This window comes from Marinobacter sp. B-12, from assembly GCF_056857915.1.
Genome location: NZ_JBSXOB010000057.1, coordinates 1 through 22,507, shown reverse-complemented (window position 1 = coordinate 22,507; position 22,507 = coordinate 1). Strand labels below are relative to the sequence as shown.

At 57.3% G+C, this 22,507-nt stretch carries 20 protein-coding genes; 13 read left to right on the top strand and 7 right to left on the bottom strand.

Going from position 1 to position 22,507, the window contains the following annotated elements; all coding sequences use genetic code 11:
* Positions 1 to 15 precede the first annotated feature (15 nt).
* The 3 genes from AC13D2_RS11695 to AC13D2_RS11685 form a co-directional block, all read right to left on the bottom strand.
* Positions 16 to 1,026 carry a putative solute-binding protein gene (locus AC13D2_RS11695; RefSeq protein WP_292047361.1) on the bottom strand — a complete coding sequence of 337 codons (1,011 nt, stop codon included), beginning with the start codon at positions 1,024 to 1,026 and terminating at the stop codon, positions 16 to 18.
* A 58-nt stretch (positions 1,027 to 1,084) separates the two neighbouring features.
* Positions 1,085 to 2,146 carry a hypothetical protein gene (locus AC13D2_RS11690; protein WP_300499787.1) on the bottom strand — a complete coding sequence of 354 codons (1,062 nt, stop codon included), beginning with the start codon at positions 2,144 to 2,146 and terminating at the stop codon, positions 1,085 to 1,087.
* 261 nt (positions 2,147 to 2,407) lie between these two features.
* Entirely contained in the window at positions 2,408 to 3,025 is a 618-nt protein-coding gene (locus tag AC13D2_RS11685) for a TetR/AcrR family transcriptional regulator (protein WP_300499785.1), read from the bottom strand.
* Between the two features lie 171 nt (positions 3,026 to 3,196).
* Between AC13D2_RS11685 and AC13D2_RS11680 the strand changes: the two genes are divergently transcribed.
* From AC13D2_RS11680 to AC13D2_RS11645, 8 genes are all read left to right on the top strand, one after another.
* Complete coding sequence (locus tag AC13D2_RS11680) at positions 3,197 to 5,002, top strand: acyclic terpene utilization AtuA family protein (RefSeq protein ID WP_300499783.1); 1,806 nt, start codon at positions 3,197 to 3,199, stop codon at positions 5,000 to 5,002.
* 153 nt (positions 5,003 to 5,155) lie between these two features.
* The gene (locus tag AC13D2_RS11675; protein ID WP_300499781.1) at positions 5,156 to 6,019 is read left to right on the top strand and encodes an SDR family oxidoreductase; all 864 of its coding nucleotides are present in this window, start codon (positions 5,156 to 5,158) and stop codon (positions 6,017 to 6,019) included.
* 10 nt (positions 6,020 to 6,029) lie between these two features.
* A complete protein-coding gene (locus tag AC13D2_RS11670) occupies positions 6,030 to 7,646 on the top strand; it encodes an acyl-CoA carboxylase subunit beta (protein ID WP_292047355.1) in 1,617 nt (538 codons plus the stop codon).
* A gap of 136 nt (positions 7,647 to 7,782) precedes the next feature.
* A complete protein-coding gene (locus tag AC13D2_RS11665) occupies positions 7,783 to 8,943 on the top strand; it encodes an acyl-CoA dehydrogenase family protein (protein ID WP_300499779.1) in 1,161 nt (386 codons plus the stop codon).
* A gap of 173 nt (positions 8,944 to 9,116) precedes the next feature.
* On the top strand, positions 9,117 to 9,935 hold the full coding sequence (locus tag AC13D2_RS11660; RefSeq protein WP_300499778.1) for an enoyl-CoA hydratase/isomerase family protein: 819 nt from the start codon (positions 9,117 to 9,119) through the stop codon (positions 9,933 to 9,935).
* 337 nt (positions 9,936 to 10,272) lie between these two features.
* Complete coding sequence (locus AC13D2_RS11655) at positions 10,273 to 12,267, top strand: acetyl/propionyl/methylcrotonyl-CoA carboxylase subunit alpha (RefSeq protein WP_292047352.1); 1,995 nt, start codon at positions 10,273 to 10,275, stop codon at positions 12,265 to 12,267.
* A complete protein-coding gene (locus tag AC13D2_RS11650) occupies positions 12,264 to 13,091 on the top strand; it encodes an SDR family oxidoreductase (protein ID WP_292047351.1) in 828 nt (275 codons plus the stop codon). The genes AC13D2_RS11655 and AC13D2_RS11650 overlap by 4 nt, the downstream gene beginning before the upstream one ends.
* A gap of 70 nt (positions 13,092 to 13,161) precedes the next feature.
* Complete coding sequence (locus AC13D2_RS11645) at positions 13,162 to 14,991, top strand: long-chain-acyl-CoA synthetase (protein WP_482938637.1); 1,830 nt, start codon at positions 13,162 to 13,164, stop codon at positions 14,989 to 14,991.
* A 400-nt stretch (positions 14,992 to 15,391) separates the two neighbouring features.
* Here AC13D2_RS11645 and AC13D2_RS11640 read toward each other — a convergent pair whose 3' ends face one another.
* On the bottom strand, positions 15,392 to 16,372 hold the full coding sequence (locus tag AC13D2_RS11640) for an NADPH:quinone oxidoreductase family protein (protein WP_300499267.1): 981 nt from the start codon (positions 16,370 to 16,372) through the stop codon (positions 15,392 to 15,394).
* A 291-nt stretch (positions 16,373 to 16,663) separates the two neighbouring features.
* Here AC13D2_RS11640 and AC13D2_RS11635 point away from each other — a divergent pair, with 291 nt between their 5' ends.
* From AC13D2_RS11635 to AC13D2_RS11615, 5 genes are all read left to right on the top strand, one after another.
* Positions 16,664 to 17,281 carry a trimeric intracellular cation channel family protein gene (locus tag AC13D2_RS11635; RefSeq protein WP_300499270.1) on the top strand — a complete coding sequence of 206 codons (618 nt, stop codon included), beginning with the start codon at positions 16,664 to 16,666 and terminating at the stop codon, positions 17,279 to 17,281.
* A gap of 130 nt (positions 17,282 to 17,411) precedes the next feature.
* Complete coding sequence (locus AC13D2_RS11630) at positions 17,412 to 18,710, top strand: NCS2 family permease (RefSeq protein WP_300499272.1); 1,299 nt, start codon at positions 17,412 to 17,414, stop codon at positions 18,708 to 18,710.
* 27 nt (positions 18,711 to 18,737) lie between these two features.
* The gene (locus AC13D2_RS11625) at positions 18,738 to 19,280 is read left to right on the top strand and encodes an adenine phosphoribosyltransferase (protein WP_007154443.1); all 543 of its coding nucleotides are present in this window, start codon (positions 18,738 to 18,740) and stop codon (positions 19,278 to 19,280) included.
* A 42-nt stretch (positions 19,281 to 19,322) separates the two neighbouring features.
* Entirely contained in the window at positions 19,323 to 19,985 is a 663-nt protein-coding gene (locus tag AC13D2_RS11620; protein ID WP_007154444.1) for a fumarylacetoacetate hydrolase family protein, read from the top strand.
* A gap of 62 nt (positions 19,986 to 20,047) precedes the next feature.
* A complete protein-coding gene (locus AC13D2_RS11615; RefSeq protein WP_300499276.1) occupies positions 20,048 to 21,364 on the top strand; it encodes an ABC1 kinase family protein in 1,317 nt (438 codons plus the stop codon).
* A gap of 94 nt (positions 21,365 to 21,458) precedes the next feature.
* Here the strand turns inward: AC13D2_RS11615 and AC13D2_RS11610 are convergent, their stop codons facing one another.
* The 3 genes from AC13D2_RS11610 to AC13D2_RS11600 form a co-directional block, all read right to left on the bottom strand.
* The gene (locus AC13D2_RS11610; protein ID WP_292047342.1) at positions 21,459 to 21,875 is read right to left on the bottom strand and encodes an SMI1/KNR4 family protein; all 417 of its coding nucleotides are present in this window, start codon (positions 21,873 to 21,875) and stop codon (positions 21,459 to 21,461) included.
* A 10-nt stretch (positions 21,876 to 21,885) separates the two neighbouring features.
* Positions 21,886 to 22,335, bottom strand: a complete 450-nt coding sequence (locus tag AC13D2_RS11605; protein WP_482938636.1) for a hypothetical protein — start codon at positions 22,333 to 22,335, stop codon at positions 21,886 to 21,888.
* A 48-nt stretch (positions 22,336 to 22,383) separates the two neighbouring features.
* The coding region (locus AC13D2_RS11600) for an integrase core domain-containing protein (protein ID WP_482938512.1) at positions 22,384 to 22,507 on the bottom strand (124 nt) is incomplete at its 5' end.

Genomic DNA, 22,507 nt, shown 5'->3' with positions numbered 1-22,507 from the left:
GAGGGTCAGCCTTTATTATTCGCGGTCAGACGCTGTGCACTCGGAGGCTCCGGGATTACTGGAGCAACGGATTTTGCTGAGCAGGCTCATCATCTTCGGGTGGTACACCTTTTTGGCGCCATCGGTGCCATCCCTTAATTGCAGGCGATTTTCACGAAACATTTCCTGATAGCCTTCGATGTCAGCCTCGGGGATGCGGATCCACTTTTCCTCCGGAATGGCCGACTCCTGGCGCTGAATCAAGTCCATGGCCTGGCCATACATACCCCAGGCGACATCACGGGACTTCTGGGCCGTGGTATCGTCAAACACGTTGTCACGGGCAATGATCTGGATGGTCAGTTGAGCAAGTGGATAATCGACAATGCCGCCGTCTTCGCCAATGCCCTTGTAGAGTTCGAGTGCTTCGTAGGCAAACGCCGGTGCGTAAGCCGTATCCACCGAGCCATTGTTGAACTTGCCTGCAAAGTTGGTGATGTCGGAGGGTACAACCGTCGCCTTCACGTGGTTAACCATGTGAATGGCGTCCTTCTGGTAGTCCAGCGTGGCCATACGCTTACCCGCTAGTTCTCCCGCAGTATCAATGCTCCGATCATTGACGAAGAGATAACCCGCACCCGCGGGCACAATACCGAGGACCTCATAATCGCCTTGCTTCATCAATGGCGCTGCCTTGGCCTGAGCAAGCGTGGCGAGGGTTGTTTTCAGGTCATCGTAGGTAGGAATCGCGCCGACAGCGCTGATGCTGCCGGTAAACCGGTTGAACGGACGCGTCCGAAGATCCGTGGCGGCGACGGCGTCGCATTGTCCGGAGTTGAAGTCGCCCACAGCGACACCTTCGTCGGTGTAAGGGCGTAGTTCGAAATCAACACCGTGCGCTTTCATCTCCAGCGCATAATCTTTAACCATGTTGTACATGTCACCGTTGGCGCCGATCACATCGAATACGCACATGGTCACGGACTGTGCGGCTGCCATCGGGGCAACAGCAGCAAAAGACAAGGCAGCAAGGGATTTACGGATCATGAATGACCTCCGGGTCTTTCTTGTGTTTGTAGGTTGTTACAACGAGTCGGACGCCTGCTTACAGCAGGTCGTCCAGATCCATGGTCTCAGGCTCTTCCAGTCGTTCCGGGCTCAGCCTGCCAAAGTAGGTGCGAGGCGTGCGGTAGCCATAATTGGCTGTCCAGTACTTGTCTGAGGAAAACTGGATAACATCTCGGGCAATTTCGTCCACCAGACGATATTCGTCCCAGACCTTGATCGTGCCATCCGCCTCGGCAAATCGTGCAATGACATCTTTGAGCACTTCTGGGCGACCAAAGGTCTCGGCAGCCACCGCCTCCAGTGCCATCGATGCTCGAATACCCGACTCAACACCCAGCCGGGAACTATCCTCAAGCACTACCCACGGGTCCGGCGACAAGCTGGGCCGAGTGTCCGGCAACAACAGCCACACCATGGCGCGGATGGCATTCGGCAAACCGCCCCACTTTTCGTTATCCAGGCATTCAGCGGCACGCTCCGCCCGTGGCGCAATGTTACGGGGAACTCCTGCCATGGCGCCGGAATTGGCGTCGTTCACGATGGCCTGCATGCCGGTCAGCAAACCCAGCAGGAAGGTCAGTTCCTCCTGGTCATCGAACAGGAACGGACACTCGAATTCCTTTGCGGCAGGGTCAAAGTCATAGGCCGCCATGGCGCGCTGATAGGCGACATAGCGCCGCTTGGCGGTTCGTGCATTCAGCCGCTTTGCCTGCTCACGCGCGTCTTTTGCGGCGGGTACGTCACTGGCGAAATCAGCGCGCAGGTATTCGAGTTCCGCCTCCCACGCCTTGTATTCAGAGCAATTCGCGGCCAGCAGCATCAACAGGGAACCGGTGCTTTCAGGTGCCTCGGTCACGCGGGAAAACGAGTACAACAGCGGGTCAACGCCCTCACCCAACGCACAGGCCATTTTCGGATCGGACATCTGCATGACGTAGGGGGTTGCTTCTCCTTCGGAGTAATTGGAGAGCACCACACCCGTTGTGGTGTAGATGGGATTGGCCGAGCAACCGGCCAGAAACGTCACCACAATAAAAAGCAGGTAACTGCTGCGAACGTTGAGGGCATGCCCAAAGGAATTCACCAGTGAGGAGTTCATAGTTCGTCCTGTTTACATTGTTTTTATAGGTCGGGGTGATCCGCAATCACCTTCCCGTTCATCTTTGACGAGGGCAAGAATGCGTTGAATCTTGTCAGACAAAAATGGCTGGATTGCCGATTTGGTCATGCCGATCAGGCCAATGGCCTACATAGACGGGTGAAAAAGAATCTTTTTATTGTTTTAAAACAAACAGTTCTGAAAACAATTACAATTGAGACATTCGTACCACCACCGGCACTTAGCGCCAGGTTATCCGGTTCAGAGCGACGTTAAACCCATCATTGCGACCACCTGCGCCGTCAAATCATCCAGGGTCAGTCCACCGTCAGGCCGGTACCAGGTCACTGTCCAACTCAGGGCTCCTGTGAGCATTCGGCGAACCACAAAAGGGTCTGCCGCAAGCACGCCGTCCTGACGCAAGGTCTCCAGCACCTCCAACCACAACTGCTCATAGATATCCCGGAGCTCAAGGACGTGAACCTGGGATTCCTCGGATAGGCTACGCCACTCGAAAACCAGCACCGCCATGGCCTCCCCTGTCTGCCCGTTAATGGACTCCAGTTCAGCGCGAATCAGCGCCTGCAACTTGTCGCGATGGGTGTTGGCCGCATCCACCGCAGCCTGCATCAGGGCCGTGTTGAGACGAATGGTCTCCACCATGACGGCTTTGAGGATTTCTTCCTTGGTGCGGAAGTGGTGGAACAGGCTACCGGACTGAATGCCAACAGCGGCGGCGAGATCCCTGACGGTGGTCCGCTCATAACCCTTGTCACGAAACAGCTTTGCGGCCTCGTGAAGAAGCCGGCCACGGGCTCCGGCAGGATCGGAAACCAGATTGTCGGCAACCAGTGAGCGGAGGATAGAGTCTTGATTCACAGTGTTTTCCAGCCAGAGAACAGAAGAGCTCCCATTCTATCCCGAATTTGCCTGTTTACAAACCAAGCGCTTGCTTGGTATCGTCAGCTGCATGATAGACAATATCCGCTATAAGCGGCCCATAAAGGGTCTTTGAAAGCAGTTTGCAGCTTCCGTCAACAAGGTGAAGACATGCCAGATTCCGACATCTCCAGGCCACAAAACGTCCGTATTGGCTGCTCTGCCGCCTTCTGGGGCGACACCGAAACCGCCGCCGCCCAGTTGGTCCGCAAGGGCAATATTGACTACCTGGTAGCGGACTACCTGGCGGAAATCACCATGTCCATCATGGCGGGGCAGAAGATGAAGGACCCCAGCCAGGGTTACGCCCGCGACTTCGTGCAAACGGTGATGGGCCCCTTGCTGGGTGAGATCAAACAGAAAGGCATTCGGGTATTGGCGAACGCCGGTGGCGTCAATCCCGTCGCCTGCCGCGATGCTCTGCTGGCTTTGTGCCAAAAAGCCGGTTTGGATATGAAGATCGCCCTGGTGCTGGGCGATGACCTTCTACCAAAAAAGAAGCAGTTGGCCGATGCGGGCATTACCGAGATGACCACCGCACAGCCAATGCCGCCGATGCTGGTCAGCCTGAACGCCTACCTGGGCGCTCCGGGATTGGTCGCAGCGCTTGAACAGGGTGCGGACATTGTCATAACCGGTCGGGTTGCCGACAGCGCTCTGGTGCTGGCGCCTTTGGTGCATGAATTTGGCTGGAGTTGGAGCGATTACGACAGACTTGCCCAGGGCAGCCTGGCCGGGCACCTGTTGGAATGCGGGGCACAGACCACCGGCGGCAACTTTACCGACTGGGAAGACGTAGCCGAGGGCTATGCCGATATGGGCTTTCCGATTGCAGAAGTCTCTGCCACCGGGGATTTCATCATCACCAAGCCGCAAGGTACCGGGGGCAAAGTGTCCCGGGGCACGGTGGCTGAACAGTTGGTCTACGAAATCGGTGACCCGAGGGCTTACCTGCTGCCGGATGTGACCTGTGATTTTACCGGGGTCTCCCTTGAGGAAGTGGCAACGGACGAGGTTCGGGTTTCTGGCGCCAAAGGGCTTTCCCCCACGGACAGCTATAAGGTGTCCGGCACCTGGCCGGACGGTTTCAAGTGCACGGTAACCTTCCTGTTGGCCGGTATGGATGCGAAGACCAAGGCGCAGAAAGTCGCCGAGGCGATCCTGGCAAAAACCTCTCGCATGTTCAGCGAGCGTGGGCTTCCGGATTACACGGAAACCAGCATTGAACTGCTGGGCACCGAGGCCACATACGGCGCTCAGGGACGCATGGGAGAGTGTCGGGAGGTGGTGGTGAAGATCAGCACGGCCCATCTCAAGAAGGAAGCGCTGGTGCTGTTTTCGCGGGAAATCGCCCAGGCGGCGACGGGGATGGCACCAGGGCTCACCGGCATTGTTGGGGGGCGGCCGACGGTGTGGCCGAAGATTCGGTTGTATTCATGCCTGGTTCCGAAAACGGAGGTGTCCGTTGCCGTGGATCTTGGTGGCGACAAGCAGGCGATAGATGTGGCTACCGACGGCGGGTTCGAGCCGGGCCAATTGGTTGAGCAGTCTGCCAGTTCAGCATCGCCTGCCACGGATACCACGGTGCCTTTGATTCAACTGGCCTGGGCACGCAGTGGTGACAAGGGGGATCACACCAATATCGGGGTCATTGCCCGCAAGGCGGAGTTTGTGCCGTTTATTGAGGCGGCGTTGACTGAACTGGCGGTGGCGGAATGGATGGCCCATACGCTGCATCCGGAGCATGGTCGGGTAACCCGTTGGGCGTTGCCAGGGTTTCAGGCCTTTAATTTCCTGTTGGAGCACAGTCTTGGTGGCGGGGGTGTTGCCAGCTTGCGGATTGATCCGCAGGGGAAGGCGTTTGCTCAGCAATTGCTTGAGTTTCCTGTGCCGGTTCGTGCTGGCCTGCTTGATTGATTTGGTTTTGGTGCATGCGCTCCGGTGGGAAGGCTTGGCCGGGACACGCTATGAATACGTCCCTGTACGCTCGACAAAAACATCCATGTTTCTGACGGTCCCGGACATATCTTCCCACCAGAGCGCCCGAACATTTGAAAAGGTCCTCTTGTTATGAGCTATCAGTCTGTTTTTCACCCGAATCTCTTTCGGGATCAGGTTTTTATCGTTACCGGGGGTGGTTCCGGAATTGGGCGATGTACCGCCCATGAACTCGCTGCACTCGGAGCACGGGTGGCTCTGATTGGCCGAAAGGCTGAGAAGGTTGAAGCCGTAAAAGCCGAGATTACCGAGGATGGAGGTATCGCTTCCGCTCACGTGTGTGACATTCGTGAGGAAGAGTCAGTGAAGGCGACCGTCGCGGCCATCATTGAGGAACATGGTGGGCTGAACGGGGTGGTAAACAACGCCGGCGGGCAGTTTCCGTCGCCGTTGGCGAACATCAACCAGAAAGGTTGGGAGACGGTGGTTCGCACCAATCTCACCGGCGGCTTTCTCATTGCCCGTGAAGCCTACAATCAGGTGTTGTCGAAAACCGGTGGAGCCATCGTGAACATTGTGGCGGACATGTGGGGTGGCATGCCCGGCATGGGACATTCCGGGGCAGCCCGGGCGGGGATGGTGAATTTTACCCAGACCGCTGCGGTTGAGTGGGGTTGCTCCGGGGTTCGGGTGAACGCTGTGGCACCGGGCTGGATTGCCTCCAGTGGGATGGATAATTATCCCGAGCATATGAAACAGTGGATTCGTAGCCTCGGGGATAACGTGCCTCTTAAGCGTATGGGAACAGAGTCCGAGGTCAGTGCGGCAATCTGTTTCCTGTTGAGCCCCGCGGCGGCGTTTATCAGTGGGGATTGTCTCCGAATTGACGGGGCGGCGTCTCAGGGTGGCCGGGTTTGGCCATTCCAGAAGGCGAAGAATAACGAGCCTTTTAACGGTTTCCACCGGGCCGTCACGCCAAAAGTGTTGAGCGACTGAGGAGAATTCGATGCAGGTATTGGAGTCCACCGTTAATCCCCAGTCGGATGACTTTCGCGCGAACGCGGAGGTGATGAAAACGCATATTGCCACTTTCCGCGATGTCGAGCAGAAGGTGCTGGATCTGGCGGAGTCGGCGCGGGAGAAGTTCACCAAACGCGGGAAACTGCTACCCCGTGACCGCATCAACCGCCTGCTGGATCGCGGTACGCCGTTCCTGGAGCTGTGCTCTCTGGCCGGCTACAAAATGCATGACGACAAGGACGGTAGCCTGTCCGGCGGCGGTATCATTGCCGGCATTGGCACGGTGAGCGGCATTCGCTGCCTGGTGGTTGCCAGCAACAGCGCCATCAAGGGCGGCACCATCACGCCGGCGGGGCTGGACAAGACCCTGCGGCTGCAGCAGATCGCCATGGAGAACAAGCTACCGGTGGTGTCGCTGTCCGAAAGTGGCGGCGCTAACCTGAACTACGCCACGGACATCTTTGTGCTGGGCGCACGCGGATTCGCAAACCAGGCTCGAATGTCAGCCGCCGGCATCCCGCAGGTTACCGTGGTTCATGGCAACGCCACTGCCGGAGGAGCCTATCAACCGGGGCTATCGGATTACGTGATTGTGGTGCGTGAGCAAGCCAAGATGTTCCTGGCTGGCCCTCCCCTGCTGAAAGCCGCCACCGGCGAAGTCGCCACCGATGAAGAACTGGGCGGCGCGCAGATGCACGCGGAAGTGGCCGGCACGGCAGAATACCTGGCCGAAGACGATGGTGATGGCATCCGCCACGCCCGCAATGTGCTCGAAGCCTTGCCCTGGAATGAGCAACTGCCTCCCGCCAGGGAGCCGGAGTGGGAAGAGCCGCTGTACCCTGCCGAAGAATTATTGGGCGTGATCCCCAGCGATGCAAAAAAACCCTACGACGTTCGCGACATCCTCGCCCGAATTGCCGACGGCTCGAAGTTCATGGATTTCAAGAACGGTTACGACGACCAGACCGTGTGCGGCACTATCCGCGTTGAAGGCCACTCGGTGGGCATCATCGGCAACAACGGCCCGATCACGCCTGCCGGCGCCACCAAGGCAGCGCAGTTTATCCAGCTCTGTGACCAGGCCGGCACGCCATTGCTGTTCCTGCATAACACCACTGGTTTCATGGTGGGCACCCATTCGGAACAGAACGGCATCATCAAACACGGGTCAAAGATGATCCAGGCTGTGGCGAACTGCCAGGTGCCGAAGGTCGCCATTGTTATCGGCGGTTCCTATGGTGCCGGCAACTACGCCATGTGTGGCCGAGGCCTGGACCCACGATTCATCTTCGCCTGGCCCAATAGCCGCACGGCGGTCATGGGGCCTGCGCAGGCGGGCAAGGTGATGCGTATCGTGGCCGAGGACAAGCAACGCCGGGGCGGTCTGGAGCCGGACCCGAAAACGCTGGATTTTCTGGAACAGGCCACTGCCAAGAAACTGGAAGACGGCTCTACGGCTCTGTTCGGTACGGCTCGATTGTGGGACGACGGGCTGATAGATCCGCGGGATACCCGGCGTGTTCTGGCGTTGGTGCTTTCGGTTTGTCGGGAGGCTGAGGCTCGGCAATTGCGGCCTAATTCTTTTGGCGTTGCCCGCCTCTAGGGGAGCTTAGTCATGGTGGTTGACCCCGGAGCGGCAGGCTAACCATCAGTTGCCGCCCACACAGCCGCCACCCAAGCTAGAGAACGTGCACCAACACAATAAGGCACGGACTAACTATCACCCAGGAGAACAAAAAGTGAAATTCACAGCCGAACACGAAGCTCTCAGAAAAACCGTCCGCGATTTCGTGGAGAAGGAAATCAATCCCCACTGCGACGAATGGGAAGAAGCCGGCGAGTTTCCGATTCACGATATCTTCAAGAAGCTCGGCAACCTGGGCCTGCTCGGAATCCAGAAGCCGGAAGAGTACGGCGGTATGGGGCTGGATTACAGCTACAACCTGGTAGCCGCCGAAGAACTCGGCACTGCTCATTGTGGTGGCGTGCCACTGGCCATAGGTGTGCAGACTGATATGTGCACCCCTGCCATTTCACGCTTTGGCTCCGACGAACTCAAACGGACCTTCCTCGCCCCGGCCATTGCCGGCGATATGGTGGGCTGTATCGGCGTCAGCGAAGTCGCCGCCGGTTCCGATGTGGCGGGGATGAAGACTACCGCGAAGCAGGATGGCGATGACTATGTCATCAACGGCTCCAAGATGTGGATCACCAACAGCCCCAGGGCCGACTTTATCTGCCTGCTGGCCAACACCTCCGACGACAAACCTCACAAGAACAAGTCGCTGATTGTCGTGCCCATGAACACGCCGGGCATTTCCTTCAGCCCGCACTTGAACAAGCTGGGCATGCGCTCTTCCGAAACTGCGCAGATTTTCTTTGACGATGTGCGGGTGCCCCAGCGTTATCGCATCGGTGCGGAAGGCACCGGGTTCATGATGCAGATGTTGCAGTTCCAGGAGGAGCGGATGTGGGGCGCGGCCAACGTGATCAAGGCGCTGGAACTCTGTATCAACAAAACCATTGAATACTGCCGCGAGCGCAAGACCTTTGGGCAGCCATTGATCAACAACCAGGTGATTCATTTCCGTCTGGCGGAGCTGCAAACTGAGGTCGAAGCCCTGCGAGCCCTCACCCATCAGGCCTGTGAGCTGCATGTGGAAGGCAAGGATGTGACCAAGCTGGCTTCGATGGCCAAGCTCAAGGCTGGCCGGCTTGGGCGTGAGGTGACGGACAGTTGCCTCCAGTATTGGGGGGGCAACGGTTACATGTGGGAGAACCCCCTGTCCCGTGCGTTCCGGGATGTGCGGCTGGTGTCGATTGGCGGTGGTGCTGACGAAATCATGTTGGGGATTATCTGCAAGATGATGGGAACTCTTCCTGGCAAGCAACGCGACTAGGTTCTGAACCTTCCAAGATTGGGAGAAAGGGCTGGCACATGGTCAGACAGACTTTCCGGGACACGCGGTGAATACGTCCCTGTACGCTCGACAAAAACATCCATGTTTTTGACGGTCCCGGAAAGTCTGTCTGACCACGCACCATCCCCCGGACACATTTAGTGGAGTCAGATATGGATCAGTTTCCGCAGTGCGAAACGCTTCTTCTTGAAAAACAGGGGCCTGCCCTTTTCGTCACGATCAACCGGCCGGACGTTCGGAACGCCATGAGCCTGCAGATGGTGGCGGAGCTATCGACGGTGTTCAGTCAGGTTGAGAACGACGCCAGCATTCGTGCCGTGGTGATTCGCGGAGCCGATGGCCATTTTTGCGCCGGCGGGGATATCAAGGACATGGCCGGTGCCCGAGGGCAGAAATCCGCCGAAGGCGAAGAAGACCCGTTTTATCGGCTGAATCGGGCGTTCGGGCAGATGATTCAGCAGGTGAATGAGTCGTCGAAGGTCGTGATCGCGGTAACCGAAGGCGCCGTGATGGGCGGCGGTTTTGGGCTGGCCTGTGTGTCGGATGTGGCGATTGCCGGGCCGACAGCCAGGTTTGGTATGCCGGAGACAACCCTGGGGGTGATTCCTGCGCAGATTGCGCCGTTTGTGGTGGAACGCATCGGGCTGACACAGGCGCGTCGGTTGGCTCTGCTGGGGCTGCGGGTGGATGCGGATGAGGCGTGCCGGCTGGGGATTGTTCATCAGGTCGCGGAATCGGAAGTTGAGATTGATGAGTTGCTCGGTCATGCAGTTGAGAGTGTTCGGCAGTGTGCGCCGAATGCAACGGCCCAGACCAAGGCGTTGTTGCACCGCGTTGGTCATGAGTCGATGAGTGGGCTTCTGGACAGTGCGGCCGAGAAGTTTGCCGAGGCGATTCGCAGTGACGAAGGTTCCGAGGGGACTCTTGCGTTTATGCAGAAGCGTTCTGCTTCGTGGGCCTCTTCTGAGTGACGGTTTCTGGCTGATGGTGGAAGACTGAGGTGGGTATGGCTTTTCGGGACACGCGGTGAATACGTCCCTGTACGCTCGACAAAAACATCCATGTTTTTGACGGTCCCGAAAAGCCATACCCACCTCAGCCCCAGACCATGTGCAAAACGCCGAATAAACCGATGAGCATGCAATTACAAAAGTTGGAAGGAGCGTAGGTGCGAAGGGTGCTTGAATTCAGGACCGTAAAAAACAGGGATGTTTTTTACGAGCCTACATGGACGTATTCACGGCGTGTCCTGAATTCAAGCACCCTTCGCACCTACGCGACCAGCCACCCAAGCAAGAGAGCATACCCATGCTAAAAAAGCTCCTAATAGCAAACCGCGGCGAAATCGCCGTAAGGGTGATCAAAACCGCCAAGTCCCTGGGTTACCGGACGGTAGCCGTATATTCAGAGGCGGACGCTAAAGCACTCCATGTGGAGATGGCGGACGAGGCGGTGTGTATAGGCCCGGCTCAGGTGTCGGCTTCCTATTTGAACGCAGAGGCGATTATTCAGGCGGCGGTTCAGACCGGCGCGGATTGTGTGCATCCGGGGTATGGGTTCCTGTCGGAGAATTCCGGTTTTGCCAGGGCCTGCAAAGACGCCGGGCTGGTATTTGTGGGGCCGCCGGAGGCAGCTATTGAGCTGATGGGCAGTAAGCGGCGGTCGAAGATTGCTATGCAGGAAGCCGGTGTACCGGTGGTGCCAGGGTTCGAGGGCGACAATGCCAGCGACGATGAACTCATCGACGCCGCCCAGAATATCGGTTACCCATTGATGATCAAGGCTTCAGCCGGCGGTGGCGGCAGAGGCATGCGGTTGGTCGAAAAGGCTGATGAACTGGCGGATAACCTCCAGCGCGCCCGCTCTGAGGCCAAGCAGGCCTTTGGGGACGACGAGCTGATTTTAGAGAAGGCGGTTATTGAACCCCGCCATATCGAAATCCAGGTATTTGCAGACCAACACGGCAATGCCGTTTACCTGGGTGAGCGGGATTGTTCGGTTCAGCGGCGGCACCAGAAAGTCGTCGAAGAAGCGCCCTCGCCGTTTGTTACCCCGCAATTGCGGGAGGCCATGGGTGAAGCCGCTGTCAAAGCAGCACTGGCCTGTGGCTACGAAGGTGCGGGCACCGTCGAATTCCTCGTGGATAAAGACCGCAACTTCTACTTCCTGGAAATGAACACCCGCCTGCAAGTAGAGCACCCGGTGACCGAACTGATTACCGGGCAGGATCTGGTGGCCTGGCAGCTTTCCGTGGCCGAGGGCCTGGCGCTGCCGCTGACACAGGACCAGATCCAGCTGAACGGCCATGCCATTGAAGTACGCCTTTACGCGGAAGACCCGGCCAACGGCTTCACGCCGCAAACCGGGCCGCTGCACCAGTTCCGGCCTGCTGAAGGCGAAGGGTTGCGGTTTGATACTGGAGTGCGCTCCGGGGACTCGATTACGCCTCATTATGATCCAATGCTGGCCAAGGTGATCGCTTGGGGGACCAACCGCAACGAAGCCCGTCGTCGGCTGCTAAGGGCACTCGAAGACACCACGGTGTTCGGCGTGACCACCAACCGTTACTTCCTCAGCCGCATCATCGCAGACGACACCTTCGGCGAAGGCAAAGCCACCACCGCCTTCCTGCAACAGGCATTCAAAGACGATCCATCCCTGGCACCAAAAGACATCAACATCCGCGAGCTCGCATTTGCGGCCTGCGTGTTCAGCCATGGTAAATCAGGCCGTCCTGACGTTCGGGGCGACCTCAGTAACGCCTGGAGTAACGCGCCGTCGACCGTCAGCCCGATGAAACTGGATACTGGTGATAAAACCCTGGAGCTTCTGGTTCGCCGCGCCGGCAATCACATAACCGTGACCCAGGGCGAAGAGCAGTACGAACTCGACCTTGAAAGCATGGACGATGGCCTGTTGTGCATTATCGACAAGGGCGTTCGTCAGCGATGCCAATATCACCGCCGGGGCGATCACCTATATTTGCAGGCGTTCGGGCAAGCGTTGGCAGTGCGTGACGTCACCCACCAGCCTGCCGGCAGCGCTACCACCGCTGGCAGCGGCCGCATCAAGGCCACCATGGACGGCGCTATTATCGATGTTCTGGTCGAGGCCGGTCAGGCGGTGAAACAGGGCGACACTCTGGTGATCCTGGAGGCTATGAAGATGGAGCATCCGGTGAAGGCAGACCGCAATGGCACAATCGGTGAAATACTGGCCGCCAAAGGCGACCAGGTAAAACGCAGCCAATTACTGGTAGATATCACTGCCACAGACGCCACCTCAGAGGAGGCCGGACAATGAGCACAATGAAGAACAGAACCGTTTTTATAACCGGAGGCAGCCGGGGCATCGGACGAGCCATTGCCCTTGCCTGCGCCCGACAAGGCGCCAATGTGGTGATCGGCGCAAAATCTGACGAACCGCACCCAAAGCTGCCAGGCACCATACACAGCGTCGCGGAGGAAATACGGCAAGCCGGCGGCCAGGCCCTGCCACTGGTGTTGGACGTGCGCGACGAAAAACTGGTGCGCCAGCGGATAGATGAAGCTGCGACCCATTTTGGCGGCATTGATGCGCTGGTAAACAACGCTGGGGCCATCAAACTGGCCGGCGTTGAGAACCTGAAGGTGAGCCGGTACGACCTGATGCATCAGGTAAACGCCCGCGCTGTATTTCTCTGCAGCCAGGCGGCCTTGCCCTGGCTGAAGGAGTCGGACCAGGCCCATATCCTGAGCCTGTCGCCGCCCCTGAACCTGGATACCCGGTGGTTCGCCCAGTATGGACCCTACACCACCACCAAGTACGCCATGACCATGCTGAGCATGGGCATGGCCGAGGAGTTCCGGCGCTATGGCATTGCCGTAAATACCCTCTGGCCGAAAACCCTGATTGCCACCGCCGCCATCGAGTTTGAAGTGGGCGGCCCGCAAATGATGGCCCAGGGCCGCAAGCCGGACATCATGGCGGATGCCGCACTGAGCATCCTCAGCCGTCCTGCCGGGGCAATGACCGGGCAGTCCCTGATTGATGAGGACGTGCTCAGGGCCGACGGCTTGACGGACTTTGAACACTATCGGTACCAGGCTGGCGACAAGCCCCTGCTGCCGGACCTGTTTCTGGATTAACCCCGAAGCCGCTCGCTGTCCGGGGCACAACAAACAACAACGTTTCACACTGACCGTGACGGATGACCCTATGACCCAGGACAACGTATCTCCACGTGACATTGCCCGCAGCCTGCCGGGCATACTCCGGCGGTTTCCCGCCATTGCCAAGGGCTATTACTACTACTCGGTCAAAAACGAGAACAAGAACCTGACCCTTGGCACTCTGGTGGCCCGCAACGCCGAGAAGTACGGACACCGGCCAGCCATCCTGTGTGAAGACCGCAGTATTACCTGGCAGGAATTCAACGGCTGGGCCAATCGGATTGCCGGTTTCCTGAAGACGGAGGGTCTCATCCGGGGCGATACCATCGCCGTATTCCTGGAAAACCGCCCGGAGCTGCTCGCCGTGGTCGCCGGCGCCGCCAAGGTGGGCGTGGCCTGTGCCATGCTCAACACCTCCCAGAAGGGACGTGTGCTGGAACACAGCATCAATCTGGTCAGTCCCAAAATGGTTGTTGTGGGCGAGGAACTGATGGAGACCTTTGACGGTGTTAAAGCCGATATCAGGACCAGCCACCCCAACCCCTTCCTGTTCCTGGCCGATACCAACACCATGAACATCTTCGGCGATGCGCCGGAGGGGTACGTGAACATGGCGGCAAAAATTGGCGCTCATCGGAATACGGCCCCGAAGCAGACCGACCCACCCACCATGGGTGATACCGCCATCTATCTGTTCACCTCCGGCACCACCGGCTTGCCCAAGGCGGCGCCGGGCAGCCACCGCAAGTTCATGAAAGCCTACGGTGGGTTCGGCATGATGTCCCTGGACATGAAACCGGACGACGTCCTTTATTGCACTCTCCCCCTTTACCACGGCACCGCCCTGCTGGTGTGCTGGGGATCCGTGATGGCCGGTGGCTCTGCCATTGCCCTGCGTCGAAAATTCTCCGCCAGCGCGTTCTGGGACGACGTGCGGTATTTCCAGGCAACCACCTTCGGCTACGTGGGCGAACTCTGCCGCTACCTGCTGAATCAGCCCCCCAGCGAACAGGACCGCAATCACAACCTCACCAAGATGGTTGGCAACGGCCTGCGCCCCTCCATCTGGAAGGAATTTAAGGATCGCTTTGGCGTCGCCACCGTGGCGGAACTCTACGCGTCCAGCGAGGGCAACATCGGCTTCAGTAATTTCTTCAATCTGGACAACACCGTCGGCTTTTCCACCGCCCCCTACAAACTGGTCAAATTCCACGACGGCACCCGCGATCCGGTTCGGGACGAGTACGGGTTCATGCAGGAGGTCGAAAAGGGCGAACCGGGGCTGCTGATCGGCGAGATTACCAAGAAGTGGTCCTTCGAGGGTTACACCCAAAAGGACGCCACGGAAAAATCCATCCTGCGAAATGCCTTCAAGAAAGGCGACCAGTGGTTCAACACCGGTGACGTGCTAAAGGAAATCGGCTGCGGCCACCTGCAGTTCGTGGACCGCATGGGCGACACCTTCCGCTGGAAGGGGGAGAACGTATCCACCACGGAGGTGGAGAACATCATCGACGGCTCCAATATGGTGGAGGAAGCCATTGTCTATGGGGTGGAGATTCCGGGCACCAACGGCAAGGCGGGCATGGTGACACTGGTTCCCCACTCCAATGGTCAGGAATTCGATGTGAACCGGCTGTTCCGGTACCTGAGCGACAACCTGCCGCCCTATGCGATTCCGGTGTTTGTGCGGGTAACCGGTGCCATCGAGAAAACGGGCACGTTCAAGTACCGCAAGGTGGATATCCAGAAAGCCGGCTATTCCATCGACAAGCCTGGGGAGGAAGTTTACGCCTGGTTACCCGGTTCGGATGGTTATACCCTGTTGACTCCTGAGCTGGTTGGCAAGATTGATTCGGGTGATGTCCGGTTTTGAGTATTCCTGATGGTTGTGGTGGTGCCTGTGTATCTTGGCCCCAGCCTGTTTGGCTTTGGGGGCTGCACCAGTGGGAACCCCCTCCCAAAAAACGCTTCAAGCACATCCATGTGCGCTTGGGCTCCGCCATCCATGGCTCCGCACATTTTTGGGAGGGGGTTCCCACCGGTGCCCGCAAAATAAAGGAGATATCGCCGCAGAAAGGTCCTCGTAGGTGAGGAATGTCGGTCGTTTCGAGACATATTACCGAGGTTAACAGGACGGGGCTGAGGGGCCCTCCACAAAATGTCTCCGGCCAGGGACGGCCGGAGTCAAGCGCACATGGATGTGCTCGTAGCGTTTTTGTGGAGGGCCCCTCAGCCCCGACCAAGAACCAAGCCAAACAGGCTAGGGCCAAACCTCAGGAACCAACCTTCAAAACAACCTTCCCGGTAGCAGTCCGACCGGTCAGCGCCCCGAGAGCCTTCTCATAGTCCTCGAAGTCATAGACTTCGCTGATCCTAGGATTAATCTTGCCCTCAGAGAACAGCTTCAGCAGTTCCATCATGTTCTGGGCACTGTTCTGCGGTTCACGCTGGGTGAAGCTGCCCCAGAAGACACCAACCACGGAACAGCCTTTCAGCAACGTCAGGTTTGCCGGAATCTTCGGAATATCGCCAGCCGCAAAGCCAATGATCAGATGACGGCCATTCCAGGCCATGGCGCGCAACGCCTGTTCCGTGAAGTCACCGCCGACCGGATCGTAGATCACATCCACGCCCTTGCTGTTGGTCAGGCGTTTAACCGCATCCTTCAACGGCTTTTCGGTGTAGTTGATCAGCTCGTCGGCACCGGCCTCTTTCGCCACCGCCAGCTTCTCTGCCGTGCTGGCCGCCGCAATCACATGGGCCCCCATGGCTTTACCCAGTTCCACCGTTGCCAGGCCAACACCACCGCTGGCACCCAACACCAACAGAGTTTCCCCCGGCTGGATGTTGGCGCGTTGCTTGAGTGCGTAATACGACGTGCCATAGACCATGGAAAAAGCAGCCGCTTTTTCATCGGACATGGATTCGGGAATGGGCAGGATGTTCTGTTCCGGGACAACCACCTCTTCAGCAAAGGCACCGTAGCCGGTAAGGCCCGCAACCCGGTCGCCCGGTTTGAAGCGAGTGACTTTCTCGCCGACTTCAATCACCTCACCAGACATTTCTCCACCGGGAGAAAACGGCATGGTGGGCTTGAGCTGATATTTGCCTTCAATGATCAGGGTATCCGGGAAGTTCAGGCCAGCGGCCTTAACCCGCACCTTGACCCCATGACCTTTCACGACGGGACTGGTGACGTCTTCAATCACCAGCGTCTCCGCCGGGCCGTACTCCTTGCAGAGGATCGCTCTCATGTTCGTGACTCCGTTTCAGGATAGTCGATAGTTGGACGGTCGATATAGGACAACGTCGTTGGATGGTTATCAACCTAAACAGAGTCGCGTCATGAAGCAAATAAAGAAATCTAATCTCGCCGGATTAGCAGGACTTATTCTGGTCGGGAAAGTGGCTCGCTGGCATGGGCCCGACAAATCAGAGACTTAGTCATTGCTCCATACGCGTAACAGCTTCAAAATAAGTCTCAAATACGCTTCAACAAGCGACAACGGATCACAGCGCTCGCAATACGCGGCTTAAGGCCTGAGATGTTTGACATAATTTACGTACTGGAAATGACCGGCGTGATTGCTTTTGCGATCTCCGGCATGTTGATCGCCCGATCCAAGAACATGGACCCGGTGGGCGTTTTCACCATCGGCTTCGTGACCGCGCTGGGTGGAGGAACTCTGCGGGATCTGATGATGGATAACCACCCGCTGTATTGGATCAAACATCAGGAACAACCCATCCTGATTCTTTGTATGGCTGTTGTGTTCAGCTACTGGCACCGAGTCGAACGTATCCGTCAATCCCGTATCCTGCTGCCTGACGCCCTTGGTCTTGGCGTTTTTTCCATTCTCGGCGCGCAATTGGCTCTGGACCTGGGCCATTCCTGGTTCATTGCTTCTTTGCTGGGGGTCATGACGGGCACTTTTGGGGGTGCCCTGCGCGACACCTTTTGCAATGAGGTACCGTTGATTTTCCGCAAGGACCAGATCTACGCCTCCATTTCCTTTGCAGGTTGCTGGCTGTACTTCGCATGCCAATGGTTATTGGAGAACGAATCCCTGTCGCTGAGCATCGGTGTGTTGTTCATTTTCATTATCCGACTGCTGGCGGTACGCTTTGACATTCGTCTTCAGCGGGATAGTCGCGCCGGATAATCGGCCCAACAATCCCCAATCGTCCCTTGGCGTACTCGCCTCCAGCCGGTAACATTGCCGTTTTTTCACCCAATTCCTGAAACCGGTTCATTCAATCCCCATTCAGCACCCTGTGAGGCAGGCATCCGTCATGCTAGAACGACTATTCAAGCTCCAGGCTCATGGCACCACCGTTCGCAAAGAAGTACTTGCGGGCTTTACCACCTTCCTGACCATGGCGTACATCATTGTGGTCAATCCCAGCATTCTCTCGGCGACCGGCATGGACTTCGGCGCGGTGTTCGTAGCAACCTGCCTGGCGGCCACCATTGGCACCCTGATCATGGGGCTCTGGGCCAACTACCCGATCGCGCTGGCGCCGGGCATGGGCCTGAACGCGTTCTTCTCGTTCACCGTTGTCGGCGGCATGGGCTATAGCTGGCAGGTGGCACTGGGTGCTGTCTTCATATCCGGTTTTATCTTCTTCCTGCTGAGCATTTTCAAAGTCCGTGAATGGATTATCAACAGCATTCCCATGTCCCTGCGTTTCGGCATCTCCGCCGGCATTGGCTTCTTTCTGGCGCTGATCGCGCTGAAAAATGCCGGCATCGTGGTGGATAACCCCGCCACCCTGGTTGGCCTGGGTGACGTGAAAGTGGCCGAAAGCCTGTTGTTCTTCGGCGGTTTCGTGCTGATCTGTGCCCTGTCCTTCCGCAAGATCACCGGTGCGGTGATGATCGGCATCATTGCCGTGACAGCAGCAGCCATGGGGCTGGGCATGGTGGAGTACGACGGTTTTGCGTCCGCGCCCCCAAGCCTGGCGCCGACCTTTATGCAGTTGGACCTCGCAGGCGCACTGAATATTGGCATGATCAGCGTGATTTTCGCCTTCCTGTTCGTGGACCTGTTTGACACCTCCGGCACCCTCATCGGCGCCGCCCAGCGCGGTGGCCTGCTCGACAAGGACGGCAAACTGCCGCGGTTGGGCCGTGCGTTGATGTCCGATTCCGTGGCCACCATGTCCGGCGCAGCCCTGGGCACTTCCACGACCACCAGCTACATTGAATCCACCGCCGGCATTTCCGCAGGGGGCCGGACCGGCCTGACCGCCGTTGTAGTGGCGGCCCTGTTCATGGCGTGCCTGCTGCTCTCGCCCATCGCCAGTATTATTCCGGCTTACGCCACCGCTCCGGCGCTTCTTTATGTCGCCGTGCTGATGGCCAGCGGCCTGAAACTGATTGAGTGGGACGACGTTACCGAAGCCGCACCGGCGGTGGTTACCGCCCTGATGATGCCGCTGACCTTCTCGATCGCCAACGGTATTGCCCTGGGCTTTGTCACCTATGCCATCCTGAAGGCATTAAGCGGCCGCTGGTCGGACCTGAACCCCAGCGTGGTTATCATCGCCATCGTTTTCATCCTGAAATTCATCTTTCTGGACGCAGCCTAAGCTGCGTTTTCAGCGCTTGGACACGCTATGGACTACTTTTCCGAAAGTATCAAGAAAGCCATCCGCACCGTGCCAGACTGGCCCAAGCCAGGCGTCGCCTTCCGCGACATCACCACCGTGCTCCAGGACCGCACCGCGTTCCGCAAGCTGATTGATGCCTTCGTTCACCGCTACCACGGCCACGATATTGATGCCGTAGCCGCCGTCGATGCCCGTGGTTTTATCATCGGCTCGGCCCTGGCCTATGAGCTGAACGCCTCGCTGGTACTGATCCGCAAGAAAGGCAAACTGCCGTTCGATACCCTGGTGGAAGACTACGAGCTGGAGTACGGCACCGCCTCGGTGGAACTTCACAAGGACGCCTTCAAGCCCGGCGACAACGTGGTGCTGGTGGACGACCTGATCGCCACAGGCGGTACCATGCTGGCCGCCTCGCGGCTCATCCGTCGAATCGGCGCCGACATTGTCGAAGTGGCTGCCATGATTGACCTCCCCGACCTGGGCGGCTCACGCAAGCTGCAGGAAGAAGGGCTGAAGGTTTATACTGTTTGCTCTTTTGAGGGTGATTAGGGAGTGTCTCGCTCCCTTCCATAACGCATTACGGGAGCGGCCATGCCTGACTATCAGCACCATTGGAAAGACGGAACACCAGTTCACCTGCCTTTGGGCAAAATTGTCTGCATCGGCCGCAACTACGCGGAACATGCCCGGGAGCTGAACAACCCGGTTCCGGATGAACCCCTGCTGTTCATAAAACCGGCAACATCAGCGGTGCACATCACCCGCCCCCTGGACTTCCCACGCAACCAGGGCGCGGTTCATTTTGAAACCGAGCTGGCCGTGCTGATCGGCCGCCCACTGACCAATGCATCGGCCAGCGACGCCGAAGCCGCTATCCTTGGCTACGGCCTGGCGCTGGACCTGACGCTGCGAGACGTGCAATCCCGGCTCAAGGAGAAAGGCCAGCCCTGGGAACGCGCCAAGGCCTTTGATGGTGCCTGCCCACTGTCGCCCTTCGTGTGTATCGACCGTCTCCGCCGAGACCATCTCACCTTTACCCTCGACATCAACCGCGAACGCCAGCAAACCGGTGATACCCGGGATATGCTGAACCCGATCGTGCCATTGATCGCCCACATGAGCACCCAATTCACCCTGATGCCCGGCGATGTGGTTCTTACCGGTACACCAAAAGGCGTTGGCCCCCTTGAATCCGGCCAGATATTGTCTCTGGAACTGGAAGACGCCTTGTTTGTGGAGACCACCGTGCTCTAGGCTGGGTAAGGGACATTGCGATCCTCCTCAGGTCCATCGGCTCTTCAGGACGTATAACAGGCATGGCAAAGAAACCGGTTACCACACGCAGCGGACGATTCTTCAGACTGGCAGGCATGACGGCGTCCGTGGCCGGACAGTACGCTGGCCAGCGCGCGCGCCGGATCTTCCGCAGTGAGGAAGACAACGAGGGCGCTCGCTCCGAGAGCTATACCCGCATGGCGGACCAGATTGTCGATACCCTGGGTGAGCTCAAGGGCGCGGTCATGAAAGTGGGGCAGATTGCCTCCCAGACCCAGGACTTTCTGCCCCGGGAATTCTCGGATGCCCTTGAGCGGCTTCAGAAAGAGGCTCCGCCCATGCCGTTCGAGGTGATTGTCGGTCAGGTGGAGAGCGAACTGGGCAAACCGGTGTCAGAACTGTTCGAATACCTGCAGGAAAAACCCTACGCAGCGGCGTCCATCGGCCAGGTTCACCGGGCCCGCCTGCACGACGGCACCGATGTCATCGTCAAGGTTCAGTACCCCGGCGTGGACGAATCCTGCGACAGCGACCTGAAACAGCTACGGATGGCCCTGAAACTGGGCGGCCTGCTGAAAATGCCGAAAGAGCACGTCGACCAGCTGTTCGGCGAAATCCGGGTGCGGCTCAAAGAGGAACTGGATTACGAGAACGAGGCCCGCAACCTGGAAGAATTCCAGGCGTTCCATGCCAATGACGGCTGGATCAAGATCCCGACCGTCTTTGCCAGCCACTCGTCCCGGCGGGTTCTGACCATGGAGCTGGTGGAAGGTGACCATATCAGCAAGATCACGCCGGCAAAGTACAGCCAGGACACCATCAACCTGATCGGCCATCGCATCTTCACCATGATGGCGGACCAGCTTTTCCGCTACCAGTGCATCCATGGTGACCCTCACGCCGGCAATTTCGCCTACCGGCCCGATGGCACCATCATCCTTTATGACTTTGGCTGCGTGAAAAAGCTGAAGCCGGAAATCGTCGAAGCCTATCGAAGAGCCCTGATCTCTGCGCTGGATGAGGATTACGCTGCGCTGGACAAACACCTGATAGACCTAGGCGCGCGGGTCGAATCACAGCCTGCGGTAGACCAAGCCTACTATGCCATGTGGCGGGACATCCTGATCCAGCCCTTTGACAGCGATATGCCCTACGATTTTGCCGAATCAGAGCTGCACAAGGACGTCGCCGCCAAGACCACCACCGTGTTCAAATATCTGGATTACTTCAAACCACCGGTAGAGAGCATCTTTATCGACCGCATGATCGCCGGTCATTACTGGATGATGAAGCGGTTGGGGGTGCAGGCGGCGTTCCGGGAGGAATTGGAGAAGTACCTTCGGCGATCGCCGGACTGAGCTTTTACCCGGCCAAGACTAACTACCGCGACGTCAGCAAGTCATCTGTTTCAACGAGGCCAGATTTTAGGGGAAGGTCGCAGAAGGAATAAAGCTAAAACTCAGCACCCTCGTATAGATTTTTCAAGAAATCAACGAAATCACCGCCCGCTCTTTTGACTTCTTCAAGACTCATACCAATAAATGGTACAGCAATAATGTTCATCATAGCTGTACGCTTGTCGAAGCCAAAAGCAATATCCCCACCGTCTGAGCCTATCAATAGCAAACCTTCAGCAAACTCATCGACACCATATGCTTCATTTAATTCTGCCAGCTCATCCACCTTCCATAGCATTAGATAAAAATTTTCCCCAATATCGCCCTCAGCACCATTAGAAGTTCTTAAAAATTCTTTATAAGATGAAGGGAGCGTCACCTCTAATGTTTTTTCAGCATTTTCTATCTCATCAATTGATGCAGGATCATTGAGCTCTAAACTAGAAAGATATTTATCGAACGCGTTTGCCATCAATTTTTTCCTATTTGTTTAAATCCCGCTGTAATCGATTCCAAAACTTCGTATATTCAGCATGATCTTTCGGCGAAAGTCTAACCTTGTTAGCCGGGTCTGTTGGACTACCCCCAAATTTCACGGGTTTCATTTCATGAAGTTGCAAACCTTTTAGTGATGGATCTGACCGGTGAAGCCTTCTATTAGCGGAGTTCGCTGCCTTCCTAGCTTCATCATATTCAGTACCCTGCAACATTCGGAACGGCCCTTCCGGTTTCGGACCGTTCGGATACCCATTCCAATCTATAATCGAAAATTCGCCGGTCGTTGGGCTATTCTTAAAAAGTGAATCGGCGTGCTGCCCAAACTCGTCAAACATTCTAACAGTCGGCACCTTCTTTGCAATGGCCCCAACTGCAGAGAGCGCACCCTCCTCTACAAATGCATCATACACATTTGTGAAATCAACTTGTTCCAAGAAAACATTACCAAGATCGGATCCGCTATTATTGTAAACATCCCTGTTTTAGTTGCACCGCTGGTTAGAGTTTTCCGCCTGTTGGTATTTCGCCAGATATTCCCATGGCGTCAGGTCTTCCAATGAATCGTGGGGACGTTCATCGTTGTATTCCGTCATCCAGGATTCCGTT